Origin of the sequence: Prevotella sp. P4-119, from assembly GCF_002251345.1 — a bacterium.
Lineage (GTDB): Bacteria > Bacteroidota > Bacteroidia > Bacteroidales > Bacteroidaceae > Prevotella.
Genome location: NZ_NPJB01000079.1, coordinates 1 through 18,694, shown reverse-complemented (window position 1 = coordinate 18,694; position 18,694 = coordinate 1). Strand labels below are relative to the sequence as shown.

The following is an 18,694-nucleotide window of genomic DNA, read 5'->3' as shown; positions in this document are numbered from 1 at the left end:
CTTCTGCTGAAATAGCAGGATGATATGATATTTCCGTTTCTTTCGTAAGTGTGTTCCGTCAGAATTGAAATCTGATGACCGATTGAGGATAAAAATGACTTTTCATTTTGTTATCCACCTATTTTATTGTAATTTTGCACCCATGAACCAGATAGCTGACTATGAAATCATGGCTCCTGTGGGTAGCCATGACTCGCTGGCTGCGGCACTAAAAGCCGGAGCAGACTCGGTGTATTTCGGCATCGAGAAACTCAATATGCGTGCTCACAGCGCATCGGCATTTACTATCGACGACCTGCGGGAAATCGCTGCAACATGCAATGCACAAGGGGTAAAGACCTATCTCACGGTCAATACCATCATCTATGGTGAGGATATTCCGCTCATGCACGAGATTGTGGATGCCGCCAAAGAGGCTGGCATTTCTGCAGTGATAGCATCGGATGTGGCGGTGATGACCTATTGCAACCGTATCGGGCAAGAGGTACATCTCTCTACTCAACTGAACATTTCGAATATCGAGGCATTGAAATTCTATGCCCAGTTTGCCGATGTAGTGGTATTGGCACGCGAATTGAACCTCGACCAGGTGGCTGAAATCTATCAGCAGATAGAAGAACAGCACATCTGCGGACCGAGCGGACAACAGATCCGTATCGAGATGTTCTGTCATGGCGCCTTGTGTATGGCTATCAGCGGCAAGTGCTATATGAGTCTTGACAATACCGGACGCTCTGCCAATCGCGGTGAGTGTATGCAGATCTGCCGCCGCTCTTACCTGGTGACCGATCGGGAGACAGGCATCGAACTGGAGATAGACAATAAGTATATCATGAGTCCGAAAGACCTGAAGACCGTGCGCTTCATCGACAGAATGATGAAGAGTGGCGTCCGTGTGTTTAAGATTGAAGGTCGTGCCCGCGGTCCCGAATATGTCAAAACTGTAGTGGAATGTTATAAGGAAGCCATTCAGAGTGTCCTCGACGGAACATTTACCGAGGAGAAGAAGGATGACTGGGACGAACGCCTTGCTACCGTTTTCAACCGCGGTTTCTGGGACGGATACTATCAAGGACAGCGCCTTGGAGAGTGGAACAGCCATTACGGATCGTGTGCCACAGAGCGCAAAGTATATGTGGGCAAGGGCATGAAATACTTCTCGAAACTTGGTGTTGCCGAGTTCTCATGCGAGGCTTGCGAGTTCTCAGTAGGCGACAAGATGCTCATCACCGGTCCTACCACTGGCGCACTCTATGTGACGGTAGAGGAAATCCATGACGATACCCATGCCGTGACAACCGCACAGAAAGGCACTCGCGTATCGTTCAAAGTTCCAGAGAAGGTGCGCCCTAGCGATAAACTCTTTAAGATTATCAAAAACAACGAAGATTAAACACACCTATATTATATATTTATGACCATCAACGAAATTCAAGACGAGATTATCGATGAGTTTTCCGGTTTCGACGACTGGATGGACAAATATCAACTGCTGATCGACTTGGGCAACGAACAAGCACCCCTCGATGAGCGCTATAAGGTGGAAAGCAACCTGATAGACGGTTGCCAAAGCCGTGTGTGGCTACAGGCTGACTATGCTGACGGCATCATTACCTTTACGGCAGAGAGCGATGCACTTATCGTGAAAGGTATTGTGGCATTGCTCATCCGTGTGCTCAGCGGACATACACCGCAGGAAATACTCGATTCAGACCTGTATTTCATAGAGCAGATAGGACTGAAAGAGCATCTGTCACCCACTCGCAGCAACGGTTTGCTGGCTATGGTGAAACAGATGCGTATGTATGCATTGGCATTCCGCACTAAAGAACAAGGATAAACACAATAAAAGACTGACGACGATGGCAAAGAAAGAAAAGGAACTCACACCGATGATGAAACAGTTTTTCGACCTCAAGGCAAAGCACCCTGAGGCACTCTTGCTGTTTCGTTGCGGTGACTTTTATGAGACCTATTGCGACGATGCCATCACTGCCTCGCAGGTGTTGGGCATCACTTTGACTCACCGAAACAACGGTGCAGGCGCCAAAGGCGATGCCATGGCGGGCTTCCCGCATCATGCACTCGATACTTATCTGCCGAAACTCATTCGTGCAGGTATGCGTGTGGCTATCTGCGACCAGTTGGAAGACCCGAAGTTGACCAAAAAACTGGTGAAGCGTGGCATTACCGAACTGGTGACACCGGGTGTTGCCATGCAGGATAATGTGCTGAACTATAAGGAAAACAACTTCCTGGCTGCTGTACATTTCGGTAAAGGACTATGCGGTGTGGCTTTCCTCGATATCTCAACGGGCGAATTCCTTACCGGTGAAGGCACTGCCGACTATGTGGAGAAACTCATGTCCAACTTCCAACCGAAGGAGGTGCTCTATAACCACAACCGAAAAGCAGAATTTGAACGCAACTTCGGTGTGCGGCTTTGTACCTTTGAAATGGAAGACTGGGTGTTTACCGAACAGGCTGCACAACAGAAACTGCTGCGCCATTTCCATGTGAAGTCGATGAAAGGCTTCGGTGTTGACCATTTGAAAAGCGGCATGGTGGCTGCCGGTGCCATCCTTCAGTATCTGGAACAGACCCTCCATAACCATATCTCACATATCACATCGCTCAACCGTATTGAGGAAGACCGCTATGTGCGCTTGGATAAGTTTACCGTACGGTCGCTCGAACTGTTGGGCACGATGCAGGAAGACGGTAAGTCATTGCTGTCGGTGATAGACCGCACCGTATCGCCGATGGGCGGTCGCCAGTTGCGTAGATGGGTCGTCTTTCCGTTGAAAGATCCTAAGCGCATCAACGAACGACTTGATGTGGTGGATTATTTCTTCCGTCAACCGGAGTTCAGACTGTGTGTGGATGATCAGTTGCAGCGCATCGGCGACTTGGAGCGCATTGCCTCCAAAGTGGCTACAGGAAAGGTTTCACCTCGCGAAGTGGTGCAGTTGAAAACTGCTTTGCAAGCCATAGCTCCCATCAAACAGGCCTGTCTGTCTGCCGACAATGACGCTATTGTGCGGGTAGGGCGCCAACTGCAGTTGTGTGAAGAACTGCGCGATAGAATAGAACGCGAAGTGAACAACGATTCGCCACAACTGGTGCAACGCGGTGGGGTGATACGTTCTGGCGTCAATACCGAACTCGATGACTTGCGCAATATTGCTTATTCGGGTAAGGACTACCTGATGAAGATACAGGAGCGCGAAACAGAATTGACGGGAATTGCTTCGTTGAAAATCGGCTATAACAATGTGTTTGGCTATTATCTGGAGGTGCGCAACACCTATAAAGACAAGGTGCCTGCCGGCTGGATTCGCAAGCAAACGCTGGCGCAAGCCGAACGTTACATCACCCAGGAACTGAAGGAATACGAAGAGAAGATACTCGGTGCGGAGGATAAAATCCTTTCACTTGAACAACGGCTCTTTGCCGAACTGGTCACAGCCTTGCAGGATATTATCCCACAACTGCAGACCAATGCACAGGTGGTGGCCTATCTCGACTGCCTGTTGTCGGCAGCCAAGGTGGCTGAGGAAAACCATTATGTGCGACCGGTCATCGATGAAACCGATGTGATCGACATCCGTCAGGGTCGTCACCCCGTGATAGAACAGCAACTCCCGATAGGCGAACATTTCGTGCCCAACGATATTCACTTGGACCGCGAACGTCAACAGATTATGATTATCACCGGTCCAAATATGGCAGGTAAGTCGGCTTTGCTCCGCCAGACCGCCCTTATCGTGCTCATGGCACAGATGGGAAGCTTTGTACCGGCAGACAGTGCACATATAGGATTGGTGGATAAGATATTCACCCGTGTCGGTGCCAGCGATAATCTGTCGCTCGGCGAATCTACCTTTATGGTGGAAATGACCGAGGCGTCTAATATATTGAATAATGTTACACCACGGTCACTGGTGCTCTTTGACGAGCTGGGACGTGGAACGAGTACTTACGACGGTATCTCAATAGCATGGGCTATTGTGGAATATCTGCATGAAAACCAGCGCGCACAGGCTCGCACGCTCTTTGCCACCCATTATCACGAGTTGAACGAGATGGAGAAAAACTTCAAACGCATCTGCAACTATAATGTGAGTGTGAAGGAGAAGGATGGCAAAGTGATATTCCTGCGCAAACTGATGAAGGGCGGTTCGGAACATTCATTCGGTATCCATGTGGCAGAAATAGCCGGTATGCCGAAGTCCATTGTGAAGCGTGCCAACGTGATTCTTCAACAACTGGAGGCAGACAATGCGCAAGTGGGCACGGCAGGTAAGCCTACTGCGGCTATTGCCGATAGCAGGGAAGGCATGCAGTTGTCGTTTTTCCAACTCGACGACCCTGTGCTTTGTCAGATTCGCGATGAGATATTAGGGTTGGACATTAACAACCTTACCCCCGTTGAGGCACTCAACAAACTGAACGAAATCCGTAGAATCGTTTCTGGGAAATAAACGATTCCGTATCTGAAAATCAGAAAAGTCTTTGTTTGAAAACATAGCCGTGGCGTTTCATCCTTACAGCATGGGCAGTGTAAGGATGAAGCGTGCACCGCCAACGTAGTCTTTGTCAACCACAATAGTACCACCAAGCAGTTCGCTGACTTTGCGGCAAATGGGGAGTCCGAGACCGAATCCCTGTTTGAACATATCTACTTTGTAGAATCTGTCGAACACCTTTTCTTGATGAGCCAACGGTATGCCGATACCTGTATCGGTAACGGTAAATTGTAAGGTCTTCGACGCTTTGTCGGCATGGAAACCGAGTGTTACCGATCCACTCTTCGTAAATTTGATGGCATTGTCCATCAGTTGTGAGAGCACACGACACAGTGCAATCTTATTGGTCTTGATGGTGAAGTCGTCTGGCTCGGTGTTCTCGGCAATCAGTTGCAGTCGTCCCTTGTTCTTTTCTTCAGCATCTCCGATGATGGTTTTTAAGAGACTTCCAACGTTTACCATATCCTCACAAACAAACTTTTTATTGCTGCTGTATTGTGCAATATCGAGCAATTCGTTGAATATGGTGGTGATCATGTTGCTATTCTCATTGATGCTGTTCACCATCTCCGTATGTTCTTCGGGCGATATTTCGTATTCTGGATTGCCGATGAGTTGCGCATATCCTGTAATGATATTGAGTGGTGTGCGTATCTCATGGCTGACATGTTCGATAAATGCTGTCTTCATACGGTCCGACTCCGTGGCTTGCTCCAGTGCCACACTGAGTTCACGGTTCTTTTGCTCGATGGTTTTCTGATAGCGGCGGCGCATCAGATGGTGGTAGATGATGGATATGAGTGCCAGAGTGAGCATGACGCAGATGGTAAAGAGCGATGCTATCAACATCTTGCGGTTCTTGTCAGCCATGTGTTTGGTACGGTTATAGATCGACATCTGCGTATCTATTTCGGTCATACTGTCGAAGAGCATGTCGGTATCCAGCGAGTCGCGACGCAATTTTATCTTTCCAAATTCATCAAGGGCAAGGTCATAGCGATCCATCATCTTGTAGATTTGGATGCGCAATCCCGGTTTGTCGATTGCTTCAATCTCGTTGTTGTCGGCATTGATCAACTGCAGTGCTGATTGATAGTCGCCTGAGAAAGCCAGATTCATGGCTTTCATGAGTGCCACACCGTCGTTGTCAAATTCGGGATGTTTTCTTTGAATACTGAAGAAATCCCGATAGATTTTATCAAAGCTCCATCTGTCTTTATGATAGAAGTATAGTTTTCCTTTTAGCATGAGATAGGCTTTGTGGTATTCTGGATTATGGCTGGCACGGGTGAGAACGCCCAGTTTCTCTATCCACTGGTCTGCTTCTTTAGGCGAACCAATGAGTTTTAGTTCTGCCATCTGCGAATAGATGTCCATGCGCGACGGTGAATCCGTTGGTGCGCATTTCTCATTGGCTTTCTTATAGTAGTATTCTGCCAGTCGGTAGTTGCCTCTCAGGTGGTAAATGCTGCCGAGCGTGTAGTTGATAAGTTGTACATAGGAGTCTTTGTTTTTCTCCTGTTCGATGTCTTTCAGAATGGTGTTCACCTTCTGCAAGGCTCTGTAGGTCTTGCCCAGATTGGCGTCGAAAATCACTTCCTGACTGCGAATGGTATAATATAGCTCCTTATCATTGTGGTCCAGCAGATAGTCTTTCATCTGCTTTGCCGCTTTGTAATACTCCTTCTCGTCTTTGCCTTTTTGGTAGAGGTCAAAGTAGTGGAGTGTCATTTTTACATAGGCAGTATCTTGCGAATGGTGTGACGCTTGTGTGGTGATACTTCCACACAGTGACAGGATGATGAGAAGGAGCAGGTTTCGCATAGTGGCTATTCCTTTTTAGGTTTTCTGAACATGCAGCAGATGCCGATGATAATGAAGGGGATGGACAGGATTTGTCCCATGTCGAGCGGTAGCGAAGCCTCGAAAGCCTCTTGCACTTCTTTCGTGTATTCTATGAAGAAACGGAAAGTGAATATGTATGTCAGACAGAATCCAAAGAACCAACCGGTTCCGATGCGGTTTGTCATGCGCTTATGGAGTGCCCACATGATGGCAAAGAGAATGGCGTAGGCAATCGCTTCATAGAGTTGTCCGGGGTGGCGTGGTGCTGAATCGACGCGCTCAAAGATGAATGCCCAGGGCACATCGGTAACCTTTCCGATGATTTCGGAGTTCATCAAGTTGCCGAGTCGGATAAAGCAGGCGGTCACACCCGTAGCTATTGCGATATTGTCGAGTACGGTCCAGATGCTGAGTTTGGTGCGCTTCACATAGAGCCAGAGGGCTATCATCAGTCCGAGGGTACCTCCGTGGGAGGCGAGACCTTCGTAGCCCGTGAACTTCCATCCGCCATCTGCCATGAAATGGATGGGCAGCAACATCTCTACGAATCCCTTTCCGCTGGTGAGGAAATAGTCGGGTTGATAGAAGATGCAGTGACCGAGACGTGCTCCGACAAGTATTCCCACGAAGCAATAAAAGAATAGCGGATCAAAATACTCGTCTTTGATGTGCTGTTCGCGATAGAGGCGGCGCACGGTGAAATAGGCCAGCGCCAGTCCGAGAAGCCAGCATAGGGAATACCAGCGGAATGGTCCGAATGAGATGCTGGGATTCCAGACAATGAAGTTGATCAGGTTAAGCATGTCTCGTAGATGAATTTAAGTAATCAATGAGTGAGTGTCCGTTGCGCCACCTTTCATGGAAAGGGGCGCCATGGCTTATACGTTGAAGCGGAAGTGCATGATGTCACCATCCTGCACGATGTATTCCTTGCCTTCAATGCCCATTTTTCCGGCTTCGCGTACAGCGGCTTCCGATCCATACTGGATATAGTCGTCGTATTTGATGACCTCTGCACGGATGAATCCTTTCTCAAAGTCAGTATGGATAACTCCGGCACATTGCGGTGCTTTCCATCCTTTGTGGTAGGTCCATGCCTTGACTTCCATTTCTCCGGCGGTGATGAATGTTTCGAGGTTCAACAGGGAGTAGGCTTTCTTGATGAGTCGGTTCACACCGCTCTCTTCCAGTCCGAGTTCTTCCAAGAACATCTGTTTGTCCTCGTATGATTCCAGTTCGGCAATGTCTTCCTCGGTCTTGGCGGCTATCACCATGGCTTCGGCACCTTCCTCCTGTGCCAGTGCTTCAACACGTCGGGTGTAGTCGTTGCCCTCTTTGGCATCCGATTCGCTGACGTTGCACACATAGAGCACGGGCTTTGCAGTCAGCAGGAAGAGGTTGCGCGCGCAGTCTTGTTCGTCTTTGCTCTCAAACTCTACGATGCGTGCGTTCTTTCCTTGGTCGAGCACTTCCTTATAGGCTTTGAGCACAGCCACCTCTATTTTTGCATCTTTATTGCCTGCAGCGGCAGCCTTTTCGGTTTTTGCCAAACGGCTCTCGATGGTCTCCAGGTCTTTCAACTGCAGTTCGGTGTCGATGATTTCTTTGTCGCGGATGGGGTCGATGGTGCCATCTACGTGGGTGATGTTATCATCTTCAAAGCAGCGGAGCACGTGGATGATGGCATCTGTTTCGCGGATGTTGCCCAGAAATTTATTACCGAGTCCTTCTCCCTTGGATGCTCCTTTTACCAGTCCTGCAATATCCACTATTTCACAAGTAGCGGGTACGATGCGTCCTGGGTGTACTATCTCAGCAAGTTTGGTGAGTCGCTCGTCGGGTACTGTGATTACTCCGACGTTGGGTTCTATCGTGCAGAATGGAAAATTGGCAGCCTGAGCTTTTGCACTTGACAGGCAGTTGAAAAGAGTGGACTTACCCACATTTGGAAGTCCCACTATACCACATTTTAAAGACATAGTTCTTCGTTTATTTCTATTTTAGTGCAAATTTATCAATAAATCGGCTAATTGCCAAACAAAAAACGGAATAATTATCAATTTTGCACAAATAGTATAACAGATGGCGCAATTATGGTGGTCATATGTCGGAGTGAATTCAAGTTAACAGGGGAATTATTGGAAAATGCTGGTTAAAAAAATGTCAAGATAAAGCGTTTTGGTAATACTTTTTCTGCATGAAGAGGTTGTGCTGTCAAGCAAGGAATAGGGCATGACGTGTTTTTGCCCTATACATTGCTGCTGTGTGGTGGCATCATTACCTGCCCAGGTCACTTATGTTTGATGGCAATTCAAATTGATTTGCTGACCAATTCAAATTGATTTGCTGACCAATTCAAATTGATTTGCTGACCAATTCAAATTGATTTGCTGACCAATTCAAATTGATTTGCTGAGGAATGTGCCTTTTGTAGTGTTGCAAAGTGGTGGTGGTTAGCGGATTATGTGGCTTTTGGAAGATGACTTGGAAACGGTTGTTTTATGCCCTGTTGTGTCATGTGGGGGTGGAAGATTGTGGAGAGACGATGAAAACCGATGCACCATAGGAGAGCACGGGAAATGCCGTGCTTACGGTAGTTAGTGGGAGGATGCAGTCCAACAACAAGGGCTGCAACAGGCACGAATGCTGTTGCAGCCCCATATCGTTGATGGTTATAGGGTGTCAGTGCGTTTTATTTCACTTCCCAGATGTCGTTGGTTTCGAGCAGTTCGGCAAAGTTATGATACTTCTTCTGCTTTGACACCTCATCGAGCTGTACGTGTACCGACTCGTCGTAAGTAGGTGCGTCAACGTCGCGGATAACACCGAGGGCGATGGGGAAGCCGTTTTCGTTGGACATCATAGCCAACTTCAACTGCAGGGTGTTGTCCTCACAATGGGCGTCGTGTACCAATACATCATCGAGAGTATAGCCGTTTTCGCCGATTTTCACGACCTTCAGGCCGAAACCTTCCTGCACCAGACCAAATTCGTTGTTCTCACCGAACACGAGTTTCTCGCCGTGGCGCACATAAATAGCGTTCTTCTTGCGGCCTTCCTTGGTATATACCGACTCGTGGCAACCGTCGTTGAAGATAACGCAGTTTTGCAGAATCTCGCAAACGGCAGCACCCTTGTGCTGGTAAGCAGCCTTCAGGATGTCCTGAGTCTCGGCAGCATCAGTGGCAACGCTACGGGCAAAGAAGTGACCGCGAGCACCGAAACAGAGTTCTGCGGGGCGGAATGGATCCTCTACCGTGCCATAGGGGCTCGACTTAGAAACGAAGCCACGGGGTGAGGTGGGCGAGTACTGACCTTTTGTCAAACCGTAGATGCGGTTGTTGAGCAGAATCATGTTGAGGTCGATGTTACGACGCATGGCATGAATGAAGTGGTTACCGCCGATGGCAAGACCGTCACCGTCGCCACTGACCTGCCAGATGCAGAGGTCTGGGTTAGCCACTTTCGCACCAGTAGCAATAGCTGCAGCACGACCGTGGATGGTCTGCATGGCATAGGTGTTTACGTAATAGGGCAGACGGCTGGAGCAACCGATACCCGATATGACTGCCATGTTGTGGGGTGCAACACCCACTTCTGCCATGGCTTTATGGAGCGACGCCAGGAAGAAATGGTCGCCGCAACCCGGACACCAACGTGGCTGTCCCTTCTTATAGTCTTGGAATGTATATTCACTCATAACGCTTTACTTCTTTAAAATGTCCTCAAATGCCTTTACCAACTCTGCCACTACAAATGGCTGTCCCTTTACCTGATTGAACTGGTAGGGCACTAAGCCATCTACATTGGCACGCAGCCAAGTAGCCAACTGGCCGAGGTTCTGCTCGGCAATGACCACTTTCTTATATTTCGAGAGTACCTCTGCCGTGTTCTTAGGCAGTGGGTTGACATATTTGAACTGGGCTTGTGCCACTTTGTAGCCTTTGGCTTGCAGTTCCTGCATCGCACTTACAAGGTGACCGTAAGTAGATCCGAAACCTACGATGAGCAGATCGGCATCGTCTTTGTCGCCCAGTACCTGCAAGTCGGGAACGGGGATTTTTGCCACCTTCTCGGCACGCAGACGACACATGTGGTCATGGTTTTCAGGATCTGTAGAGATGGCACCGGTATTACCGTCCTTCTCCAGTCCGCCAAGGATATGGGTGTAGCCCTCCTGTCCGGGGATTGCCCAGTAGCGAACCTTTGTTTCTTCGTCGCGGAAGTATGGGGTATAGTGGCCCTTCATCTCAGGAGTTACGTAGTGAGGCTTAATGGCTTGGAGCCCCTCCATGGTTGGCAACTTCCAAGCAGCAGATCCGTTGGCGATGAAAGCATCGGTGAGCAGGATGACGGGAGTCAGATGTTCGAGCGCTATCTTTGCTGCCTCGTAGGCGGCGTCAAAGCAGTCTGTGGGGCTCAGTGCGGCAATAACGGGCATTGGACTCTCACCGTTTCTGCCGAAGAGAGCTTGCAGCAAATCGGTTTGCTCACTCTTGGTGGGCAGACCTGTAGAAGGACCGCCACGCTGTACATCGATGATAACCAGTGGCAACTCGTCGATCACTGCCAAGTTCATCGCTTCGCTCTTCAGACATACACCAGGTCCGGAGGTGCTGGTAGCAGCCAATGCTCCGGCAAACGAAGCACCGATGGCTGAAGCGCATCCGCTGATTTCGTCTTCACACTGTACGGTGATGACACCGCATGACTTGTGTTTCGACAGTTCGTGAAGAATATCTGTGGCTGGAGTGATAGGGTAGCTGCCTAAGAAGAGATGCAGACCTGCCTTTTCGGCAGCAGCAATAAGACCGTAGGCAGTAGCCTTGTTACCCGTGATATCCATATAGCGTCCGGACACCTTGGTCTTTGATTCGATGCGATAGGTAGCCGGTACGGATGAATGGGTATTGTGACCGTAGTCGTAACCAGCCTGCACCACCTTGATGTTGTTCTCGGCAATGGCAGGTTTCTTGGCGAATTTCTCACGCAAGAAATTGGCAACGAGGTTCAAGTCGCGGTTGAAGAGCCAGCAAACCAAACCCAGCGCAAACATGTTGCGACACTTCAGAATGGCTTTGTTGTCCATGCCACTTTCTGCCAGACACGCTTTCACCATAGTGGTGAGCGGGCACTGGATGACACGATCGGGATCTACATGGAGTTCGCCGAGATAGTCGGGAGTGGCAAACTGTGCTTTCTCCAAGTCCTTTGGACCGAATGAATCGGTGTCGATGATGATGGTGGCTTGGGGCTTGGCATACTTCAGCTGTGTCTTCAGCGCTGCAGCGTTCATGGCTACAAGCACGTCACACTGATCACCAGGGGTATAGACCTTGCCAGCACCGATGTGAACCTGGAATCCGCTGACACCGGTCAGCGAGCCTTGTGGGGCACGGATATCTGCCGGATAATCTGGGAAAGTGGAAATACCATTACCTACGGTGGCGCTCACCGTAGAAAAGATGTTTCCGGCCAACTGCATACCGTCACCGGAATCACCCGAGAAGCGTACGACTACCTGGTCGAGCTCCTTGATTTCTAATTCTTCAGCCATAAAAATAAAAATCTAAATTGCTAAATGTGTTTGCAAAGGTACGATTAAAAGCGGAATAACAAAAAGAAAAGCATATATATTTTGTTTTTTGCGCGTTTTGCAGTAATTTTGTGAATGAATATGAAGAAAAATAGCAAAGACTACGTACGTCCATACTTGCGTTTCCTGAGGTTGCAACGCGGACTTTCCGACAATACGCTCGATGCCTATGAGCGCGATTTGCAGAAGTTGTTGGGCTATCTGCGCGATGAAAACAAAGATGTGTTTGACGTGCAGTTGCCCGACCTGCAACATTTCGCTGCAACACTCCACGATATCGGCATCGGGCCACGCTCCCAGTGTCGCATACTTTGTGGGGTGCGATCCTTCTTTCGGTTCATGCAGACCGACGGTTGGCGTGACGACGATCCGTCGGAACTGTTGGAGAGTCCGGTGCTCGGCACTCATCTGCCAGAGGTACTCTCCACCCGTGAGGTGGATATGCTCAAGGCAAGCATAGACCTCACCAAATGGGAAGGGCAGCGCAATAGGGCGATTATCGAAACGCTCTTTTCCTGCGGACTGCGTGTCAGCGAACTCGTCACACTCAAGCTCAGCAACCTCTTCATACAAGAGCGCTACATCAGAGTGGTGGGCAAAGGATCTAAAGAGCGTCTCGTACCCATCTCGCAGAAAGCCCTCGACGAAATTGAATTTTGGTTTGCCGACCGTCGGCAGATAAATATCAAGCCCGGCGAGGAAGATTATGTGTTCCTCAACCGACGTGGGGCGCATCTCACCCGAACCATGATACTCATCATGATCAAGCGCCAGGCTGTGGCTGCCGGTATTCAGAAAACCATCTCTCCCCATACCCTTCGACATTCGTTTGCTACGGCATTGCTGGAAGGAGGTGCCGATTTGCGTGCCATACAAATGATGATGGGCCACGAATCCATAGCCACCACCGAGATTTATACCCATGTGGATATGAGTACGCTACGCCAGCAGATATTGGAACATCATCCGCGTAACGTCAAAAACGAGGTTAAATAGGTATAAATGCTTGCAGAACACCGCCGTTTTATTTTGTCATATCCCGAAATCTGCGTAACTTTGCAGCCGAAAACAAAAATATAAGAAGATAAACATGTCATACCTTTTCTCATCAGAATCAGTATCTGAAGGCCATCCCGATAAGGTGGCTGACCAAATCAGTGACGCCATACTCGACCAGTTCCTGGCTTACGACGAGCATGCTCGTGTGGCTTGCGAAACCTTTGTAACTACCGGACAGGTGGTTATCATGGGTGAGGTTAGAAGCCGTGAATATATTGACTTGCAGACCATTGCCCGCAATACCATCAAGAAAATCGGCTATACCAAGGCCGAATATCAGTTTGACGGAGACTCCTGCGGCGTGCTTACCGCCATCCACGAACAGAGCGACGACATCAACCGTGGTGTTGACCGTGAGGATGACGAAGACCAAGGCGCCGGCGACCAAGGCATGATGTTTGGCTATGCAACTAACGAAACAGAGAACTACATGCCTGTTTCGCTCGACCTCTCACATCTTATCGTAAGCACTTTGGCGGATATTCGTCGCGAAGGAAAGGAGATGACTTATCTCCGCCCCGACTCTAAGAGTCAGGTGACCGTACAGTATAGCGACGACGGAACACCCGAACGCATCGATACCATCGTCGTTTCAACCCAGCACGATGAGTTTGACGATGACGACGAGCGCATGCTTGCCACAATCAAGGCTGATGTGCTCAACATCCTCATACCACGCGTTAAAGCACAGATCAAGAGCGAGAAGGTGCTCAGGCTCTTCGACGATCAGATCAAGTACTACGTCAACCCAACGGGTAAGTTTGTTATCGGTGGTCCTCATGGAGATACCGGACTTACCGGTCGTAAGATCATTGTAGATACTTACGGAGGTAAGGGTGCACACGGTGGCGGTGCTTTCTCTGGTAAAGACTCTTCTAAGGTCGATCGTTCTGCTGCCTATGCCGCACGCCATATCGCTAAGAACATGGTGGCTGCCGGAGTAGCCGACGAGATGTTGGTACAGGTGAGCTATGCCATCGGTGTGGCACGTCCGATGAATATCTACGTCAATACTTACGGTCGTTCACGTGTGAATATGACCGACAGCGAGATAGCACAGCGCATCGAGAAACTGTTTGACCTGCGTCCAAAAGCCATCGAGCGCCAGTTGAAGTTGCGCCAGCCCATGTATCTGGAGACCGCAGCCTATGGTCACATGGGACGTCATCCCGAAGTGGTGAAGAAAACCTTTACCAGTCGTTATCATGAGACAAAAACCATCGATGTAGAGCTCTTCACTTGGGAAAAGCTCGATCGGGTAGAGGATATCAAACGCGAATTCGCACTTTAATTCTATTCCGTGCAACAGGCAGACAGCATTGCGCATAGTCAACATACGGCACATGCCGACACTGCGTCGGTAACTGGTGCTGCACCCGTGCGCCAACTGACACCGGCTCAGGTGCTCAGATGGTTGCCTCGCAATGCTACGCCTGCTCAGCAGGACTCTGCCATTCAAGCCCATTTCAAGCCGGCACCCATCCGATGGAGTACGCGCCCCGACACCCTGCATCTGCCGGGACATGATGCGGGTCACGATCTGTTGAAGGCAGAACTCCCGCAGTATTATCGCGAAGGATTCTTCTCCCACAATGCCATGTTCCACCCCGAACTCTCCGGTGGACGTATCGGTATTGCCGGTTCACCCGTGCCCTACAGCATCCATAACGATGACCTCATCACCTCTATGCTGGTGGTATGTTTCCTGGCTGCCGTTGTGGCATTCTCCCATGCCCGTCGTTTCGTGGCTCGCCAATTCAAAGCGTTCTTCTATCGACCTGCAGAAGGAATCACCGAGGTGAAGGAGACAAGTAGTGAGATGCGCTTCCAGTTTTTCTTAGGATTAGTCACCAGCCTGTTAGTGGCACTGGTGTGCTATTTCTATACGCTAAACTTTATCGGCACCACCTTCACACTTCAGTCCAACTACCAACTCATAGCCATCTTCTTTGGATTGACAGTGGCATATTTCACAGGTAAGCTCCTCCTTAGTACGTGGGTCAATCTGGTGTTCTTTGGAAAGAAAAAAAATGAACAATGGATAAAGTCCTCCTTGTTTCTTTTATCGGTAGAAGGAGTGCTTTTGTTCCCTGTCGTGTTGCTGCATGCCTATTTCGGTCTAAGTCCGGAAACCAGCATTACGTGCGTTGCTGTCGTGGCCATTTTGGTTAAAATCATGTCGCTCAGTAAGTGTCTGACCATCTTTTTCAATAGAAAACTCGTTAATTTGCAATTTTTTTTGTACTTTTGCACCCTTGAAATAGTACCGTTGCTTGTTTTTTGGAGTATAGCGGTATTCATAGGAAATTATCTGCAAATAAATTTTTAGGACACCGATGATCAAGAAGATTCTCATTTCGCAACCGAAACCAATAAGTGAAAAATCGCCATATTTTGATATTGCGGAAAAATATAACGTAGAGTTTGTATTCCGTCCTTTCATCAAGGTTGAAGGACTGGAACCAAAAGAGTTTCGTGCGCAGAAAATAAACATTCTCGATTTTACGGCAATTGTTTTCACTTCACGTCACGCCATCGACAATTTCTTCACGCTGGCAAAGCAGATGCGTATCACCATTCCTGAAGATATGAAATATTTCTGTGTGACAGAGACAATATCGCTGTATATACAGAAATACGTGCAGTATCGCAAGCGCAAAGTGTTCTTCGGACATACTGGAAAGATTGACGATTTGCTGCCTACAATGGTTAAGCACAAGACAGAGAAATATCTTGTACCAATGAGTGATGTAAACAGTGGATCGGTAGCTAAGTTGCTGGAGTCGAAAAAACTGCAGCATCGCGAGTGCGTGATGTATCGCACCGTGAGCAACGACTTTACCGAACAGGAAGCAAAAGACTTCGATTACGATATGTTGGTGTTCTTCAGTCCTTCGGGAATTGAGTCACTCACCAAGAATTTCCCCAGCTTCGATCAGGGAAAAGTGGCTATCGCAACCTTCGGCCCTGCTACAGCCAAGGCTGCTCAGGATGCTGGATTGCGCGTCGACTTGGAAGCTCCTTCAAAGCAATATCCCTCAATGACTGGTGCACTTCAACACTATCTGGAAGAGCACAAAGGCTAACTGCGCAACATTGCGCTATCCCAATGGCGAGGTCTTATCCGTTAGTGGATGATCGAGCCTCTATATATAAATAAGGTATAGACAGATATCACCATGGCTACCCATACGCTCAACAAGCAAGAGCGGTTGTGTGGATTGCGACTCACAGAACAACTCTTCGACAGGGCAGGCAGCCGCTCTGTGGCTTCATTCCCTATCAGGGCAGTCTGGAGAGAGACTGAACGCCACGAGGGCGAACCGCCTGTCAAGGTACTGATGAGCGTATCTAAACGCCATTTCAAACGGGCCGTCAAGCGTAATCGCGTCAAACGACAGTTGCGCGAAGCATACCGACTCAATAAGCAAATTATTGTTGAGGCTGTAGAACAGCAGTCGGGGCGTGCACTGATGGTGGGATTTGTATGGCTTGCCGACGAACTCTTCCCTTCTGAGGTGGTGGCAGAGAAGATAAACAAACTGTTGAACCGCATAGCAGAGAAATTATGATGATGCAGTGGGTACGTCGTCTGATAAAGATTATATCGCGCATCTTGGTGTGGTTGTTGCTGCTACCCATCCGTTTCTATCAGGTGGCTATCACACCATATACACCGCCGTCATGCCGATTCACACCCACTTGCAGCGAATATGCACGTCAGGCACTCATCAAGCATGGCCCTGTCAAAGGACTTGCACTTGCCATTTGGCGCATCCTCAGATGCAATCCATGGGGCGGTTCGGGTTATGACCCCGTGCCGTGAACCATGCCCACAACTTGAAACAACATACAGGAAATCTAAAAACAATATAGTATATGAAGAACTTTGTAGAAGAACTTCGCTGGCGCGGAATGCTGGCACAGATGATGCCTGGCACAGAAGAACTGCTCCAGAAAGAAATGGTTTCGGCATACTTGGGTACTGACCCTACTGCCGATTCGTTACACATCGGTCACCTCTGTGGTATCATGATGTTGCGCCATTTGCAGCGTTGCGGCCACAAACCATTCATCCTGGTGGGTGGAGCTACCGGTATGATTGGCGACCCTTCAGGTAAGAGTCAGGAGCGCAATCTGCTGAACAATGAGACACTCTATCACAATCAGGAGTGCATCAAAGCACAGGTGGCTAAGTTTCTCGACTTCGATTCTAAAGAAGCAAATGCCGCCGAGATGGTCAACAACTACGATTGGATGAAGGACTTCACCTTCCTCGATTTCGCAAGAGAGGTGGGAAAGCACATTACCGTTAACTATATGATGGCTAAGGAAAGTGTGCAGCAACGTCTCAATGGAACTGCACGCGACGGACTGTCATTCACCGAATTCACCTATCAGTTGCTTCAGGGCTACGACTTCCTCTACCTCTATCAGCACAAAGGTGTGAAACTTCAGTTGGGCGGTAACGACCAATGGGGCAACATGACCACAGGTACAGAACTCATCCGCCGTACCCTTGGCAACGATGTGGAGACCTTTGCACTCACTTGCCCACTCATCACCAAGAGCGACGGTAAGAAGTTTGGTAAGACCGAGAGTGGTAACATCTGGCTCGATCCTAAGCGCACCACACCTTATAAGTTCTATCAGTTCTGGCTCAATGTGAGCGATGATGATGCGGAACGCTATATCAAAATCTTCACTTCACTGGAGAAGGAGGTTATCGATGCACTGGTCGAAGAACACAAACAGGACCCCGGTCGCCGTATTCTTCAGAAGCGTTTGGCAGAGGAAGTTACTGTCATGGTTCACTCGCAGGAGGCGCTTGACACCGCTATCGAGGCTTCGTCTATCCTTTTCGGTAAATCTACCAAGGAGAGCCTGGAGCGTCTCGACGAACAAACCTTCCTTGATGTATTCGACGGAGTTCCTCAGTTTGAGATTGGCAAAGACCAGTTGGGGCAGTCTGCCATCGAACTCTTTACCGTTGCAGCACCTGTATTCCCTTCAAAGGGCGAGATGCGCAAAATGGTTCAGGGAGGCGGTGTAAGTCTCAACAAGGAGAAGCTGACCGACCAGAATCGTCCTATTACAGCCGAAGATCTCATCGATGGAAAGTATCTTCTGGCACAGAAAGGTAAGAAGAACTACTATCTGTTGGTAGTAAAATAATATTTTTTGAAGGAAAAATTTGGTGGAACGCCAAATTTTGCGTACCTTTGCAGCCGCTAACGGGTATGTATGTCCTATGGTGTAATGGTAGCACAACAGGTTTTGGTTCTGTTTGTGGTGGTTCGAATCCGCCTAGGACAACATTCCAAGCCATAGCAAAAGGGCTGGACTCTCACAAATGAGTCCAGCCCTTTGCTATTGATGACCATACTCATGTGGTCTTGTAGAATAGCGCTATCGCCCATCCGAACAACCTTTTTCATTATATTTTTGCTGACAGACACCAATAAATTATAGATATCTGTGGGTAATTGTTAGAGTTTGCTGCGTGTACGTACACGCATGACGTAACAACTTGAAAACGGCTCACCCGATAAACCTAGGGGGGAATATTCTTTGATTCTACAGAAAATTTATATCTTTGCACCATGAACAATCAAGGACTATTAGCATTGGCACAGTTAATTCTGCCATCAGAGATACTTTCAAA

General features: G+C 48.8%; 16 protein-coding genes and 1 tRNA gene. 11 read left to right on the top strand and 6 right to left on the bottom strand.

Features of this window, described 5'->3' with window-relative positions; all coding sequences use genetic code 11:
• Positions 1–142 precede the first annotated feature (142 nt).
• Genes CIK89_RS08520 through mutS form a run of 3 tightly spaced genes read left to right on the top strand, consistent with a single transcriptional unit; the run spans position 143 to position 4,484 of the window.
• Positions 143–1,393 carry a peptidase U32 family protein gene (locus CIK89_RS08520; RefSeq protein WP_094390958.1) on the top strand — a complete coding sequence of 417 codons (1,251 nt, stop codon included), beginning with the start codon at positions 143–145 and terminating at the stop codon, positions 1,391–1,393.
• Positions 1,394–1,414: 21 nt separating this feature from the next.
• Positions 1,415–1,840 carry a SufE family protein gene (locus CIK89_RS08515; RefSeq protein WP_094390957.1) on the top strand — a complete coding sequence of 142 codons (426 nt, stop codon included), beginning with the start codon at positions 1,415–1,417 and terminating at the stop codon, positions 1,838–1,840.
• Positions 1,841–1,862: 22 nt separating this feature from the next.
• The gene (mutS, locus tag CIK89_RS08510) at positions 1,863–4,484 is read left to right on the top strand and encodes a DNA mismatch repair protein MutS (protein ID WP_094391031.1); all 2,622 of its coding nucleotides are present in this window, start codon (positions 1,863–1,865) and stop codon (positions 4,482–4,484) included.
• Between the two features lie 63 nt (positions 4,485–4,547).
• Here the strand turns inward: mutS and CIK89_RS08505 are convergent, their stop codons facing one another.
• The 6 genes from CIK89_RS08505 to CIK89_RS08485 all read right to left on the bottom strand — a co-directional run bounded on the left by CIK89_RS08505 (position 4,548) and on the right by CIK89_RS08485 (position 11,931).
• Positions 4,548–6,353 (bottom strand): HAMP domain-containing sensor histidine kinase, encoded by a 1,806-nt coding sequence (locus CIK89_RS08505; protein WP_094390956.1) that lies wholly within the window; start codon positions 6,351–6,353, stop codon positions 4,548–4,550.
• A 5-nt stretch (positions 6,354–6,358) separates the two neighbouring features.
• Entirely contained in the window at positions 6,359–7,177 is an 819-nt protein-coding gene (lgt, locus tag CIK89_RS08500) for a prolipoprotein diacylglyceryl transferase (protein ID WP_094390955.1), read from the bottom strand.
• Positions 7,178–7,252: 75 nt separating this feature from the next.
• Positions 7,253–8,353, bottom strand: coding sequence for a redox-regulated ATPase YchF (gene ychF / locus CIK89_RS08495; protein ID WP_094390954.1), 1,101 nt, complete (start codon positions 8,351–8,353; stop codon positions 7,253–7,255).
• A 535-nt stretch (positions 8,354–8,888) separates the two neighbouring features.
• Positions 8,889–9,035 carry a hypothetical protein gene (locus CIK89_RS13565; RefSeq protein ID WP_158215003.1) on the bottom strand — a complete coding sequence of 49 codons (147 nt, stop codon included), beginning with the start codon at positions 9,033–9,035 and terminating at the stop codon, positions 8,889–8,891.
• Between the two features lie 31 nt (positions 9,036–9,066).
• Entirely contained in the window at positions 9,067–10,074 is a 1,008-nt protein-coding gene (locus CIK89_RS08490; protein ID WP_094390953.1) for a 2-oxoacid:ferredoxin oxidoreductase subunit beta, read from the bottom strand.
• A gap of 6 nt (positions 10,075–10,080) precedes the next feature.
• Entirely contained in the window at positions 10,081–11,931 is a 1,851-nt protein-coding gene (locus CIK89_RS08485; RefSeq protein ID WP_094390952.1) for a 2-oxoacid:acceptor oxidoreductase subunit alpha, read from the bottom strand.
• Between the two features lie 114 nt (positions 11,932–12,045).
• Between CIK89_RS08485 and CIK89_RS08480 the strand changes: the two genes are divergently transcribed.
• From CIK89_RS08480 to CIK89_RS08445, 8 genes are all read left to right on the top strand, one after another.
• Entirely contained in the window at positions 12,046–12,966 is a 921-nt protein-coding gene (locus tag CIK89_RS08480) for a site-specific tyrosine recombinase (protein WP_094390951.1), read from the top strand.
• A gap of 94 nt (positions 12,967–13,060) precedes the next feature.
• Positions 13,061–14,320 (top strand): methionine adenosyltransferase, encoded by a 1,260-nt coding sequence (metK, locus tag CIK89_RS08475; protein ID WP_094390950.1) that lies wholly within the window; start codon positions 13,061–13,063, stop codon positions 14,318–14,320.
• 9 nt (positions 14,321–14,329) lie between these two features.
• Positions 14,330–15,358, top strand: coding sequence for a DUF4271 domain-containing protein (locus tag CIK89_RS08470; RefSeq protein WP_094390949.1), 1,029 nt, complete (start codon positions 14,330–14,332; stop codon positions 15,356–15,358).
• A 7-nt stretch (positions 15,359–15,365) separates the two neighbouring features.
• Positions 15,366–16,115 (top strand): uroporphyrinogen-III synthase, encoded by a 750-nt coding sequence (locus CIK89_RS08465; RefSeq protein ID WP_094390948.1) that lies wholly within the window; start codon positions 15,366–15,368, stop codon positions 16,113–16,115.
• Between the two features lie 93 nt (positions 16,116–16,208).
• Positions 16,209–16,601 carry a ribonuclease P protein component gene (locus tag CIK89_RS08460; protein WP_094390947.1) on the top strand — a complete coding sequence of 131 codons (393 nt, stop codon included), beginning with the start codon at positions 16,209–16,211 and terminating at the stop codon, positions 16,599–16,601.
• Between the two features lie 2 nt (positions 16,602–16,603).
• Complete coding sequence (yidD, locus tag CIK89_RS08455) at positions 16,604–16,855, top strand: membrane protein insertion efficiency factor YidD (RefSeq protein ID WP_094391030.1); 252 nt, start codon at positions 16,604–16,606, stop codon at positions 16,853–16,855.
• 53 nt (positions 16,856–16,908) lie between these two features.
• Entirely contained in the window at positions 16,909–18,204 is a 1,296-nt protein-coding gene (tyrS, locus tag CIK89_RS08450; RefSeq protein ID WP_094390946.1) for a tyrosine--tRNA ligase, read from the top strand.
• A gap of 70 nt (positions 18,205–18,274) precedes the next feature.
• Positions 18,275–18,345: transfer RNA gene (locus tag CIK89_RS08445), tRNA-Gln, on the top strand.
• Positions 18,346–18,694: the final 349 nt, after the last annotated feature.

Bases quoted from the DNA above. Each gene is read 5' to 3' on its own strand.
- CIK89_RS08520 (WP_094390958.1), top strand. From the start codon at position 143: ATGAACCAGATAGCTGACTATGAAATCATGGCTCCTGTGGGTAGCCAT.
- CIK89_RS08515 (WP_094390957.1), top strand. From the start codon at position 1,415: ATGACCATCAACGAAATTCAAGACGAGATTATCGATGAGTTTTCCGGT.
- mutS (WP_094391031.1), top strand. From the start codon at position 1,863: ATGGCAAAGAAAGAAAAGGAACTCACACCGATGATGAAACAGTTTTTC.
- CIK89_RS08505 (WP_094390956.1), bottom strand. From the start codon at position 6,353: ATGCGAAACCTGCTCCTTCTCATCATCCTGTCACTGTGTGGAAGTATC.
- lgt (WP_094390955.1), bottom strand. From the start codon at position 7,177: ATGCTTAACCTGATCAACTTCATTGTCTGGAATCCCAGCATCTCATTC.
- ychF (WP_094390954.1), bottom strand. From the start codon at position 8,353: ATGTCTTTAAAATGTGGTATAGTGGGACTTCCAAATGTGGGTAAGTCC.
- CIK89_RS13565 (WP_158215003.1), bottom strand. From the start codon at position 9,035: ATGGGGCTGCAACAGCATTCGTGCCTGTTGCAGCCCTTGTTGTTGGAC.
- CIK89_RS08490 (WP_094390953.1), bottom strand. From the start codon at position 10,074: ATGAGTGAATATACATTCCAAGACTATAAGAAGGGACAGCCACGTTGG.
- CIK89_RS08485 (WP_094390952.1), bottom strand. From the start codon at position 11,931: ATGGCTGAAGAATTAGAAATCAAGGAGCTCGACCAGGTAGTCGTACGC.
- CIK89_RS08480 (WP_094390951.1), top strand. From the start codon at position 12,046: ATGAATATGAAGAAAAATAGCAAAGACTACGTACGTCCATACTTGCGT.
- metK (WP_094390950.1), top strand. From the start codon at position 13,061: ATGTCATACCTTTTCTCATCAGAATCAGTATCTGAAGGCCATCCCGAT.
- CIK89_RS08465 (WP_094390948.1), top strand. From the start codon at position 15,366: ATGATCAAGAAGATTCTCATTTCGCAACCGAAACCAATAAGTGAAAAA.
- CIK89_RS08460 (WP_094390947.1), top strand. From the start codon at position 16,209: ATGGCTACCCATACGCTCAACAAGCAAGAGCGGTTGTGTGGATTGCGA.
- yidD (WP_094391030.1), top strand. From the start codon at position 16,604: ATGCAGTGGGTACGTCGTCTGATAAAGATTATATCGCGCATCTTGGTG.
- tyrS (WP_094390946.1), top strand. From the start codon at position 16,909: ATGAAGAACTTTGTAGAAGAACTTCGCTGGCGCGGAATGCTGGCACAG.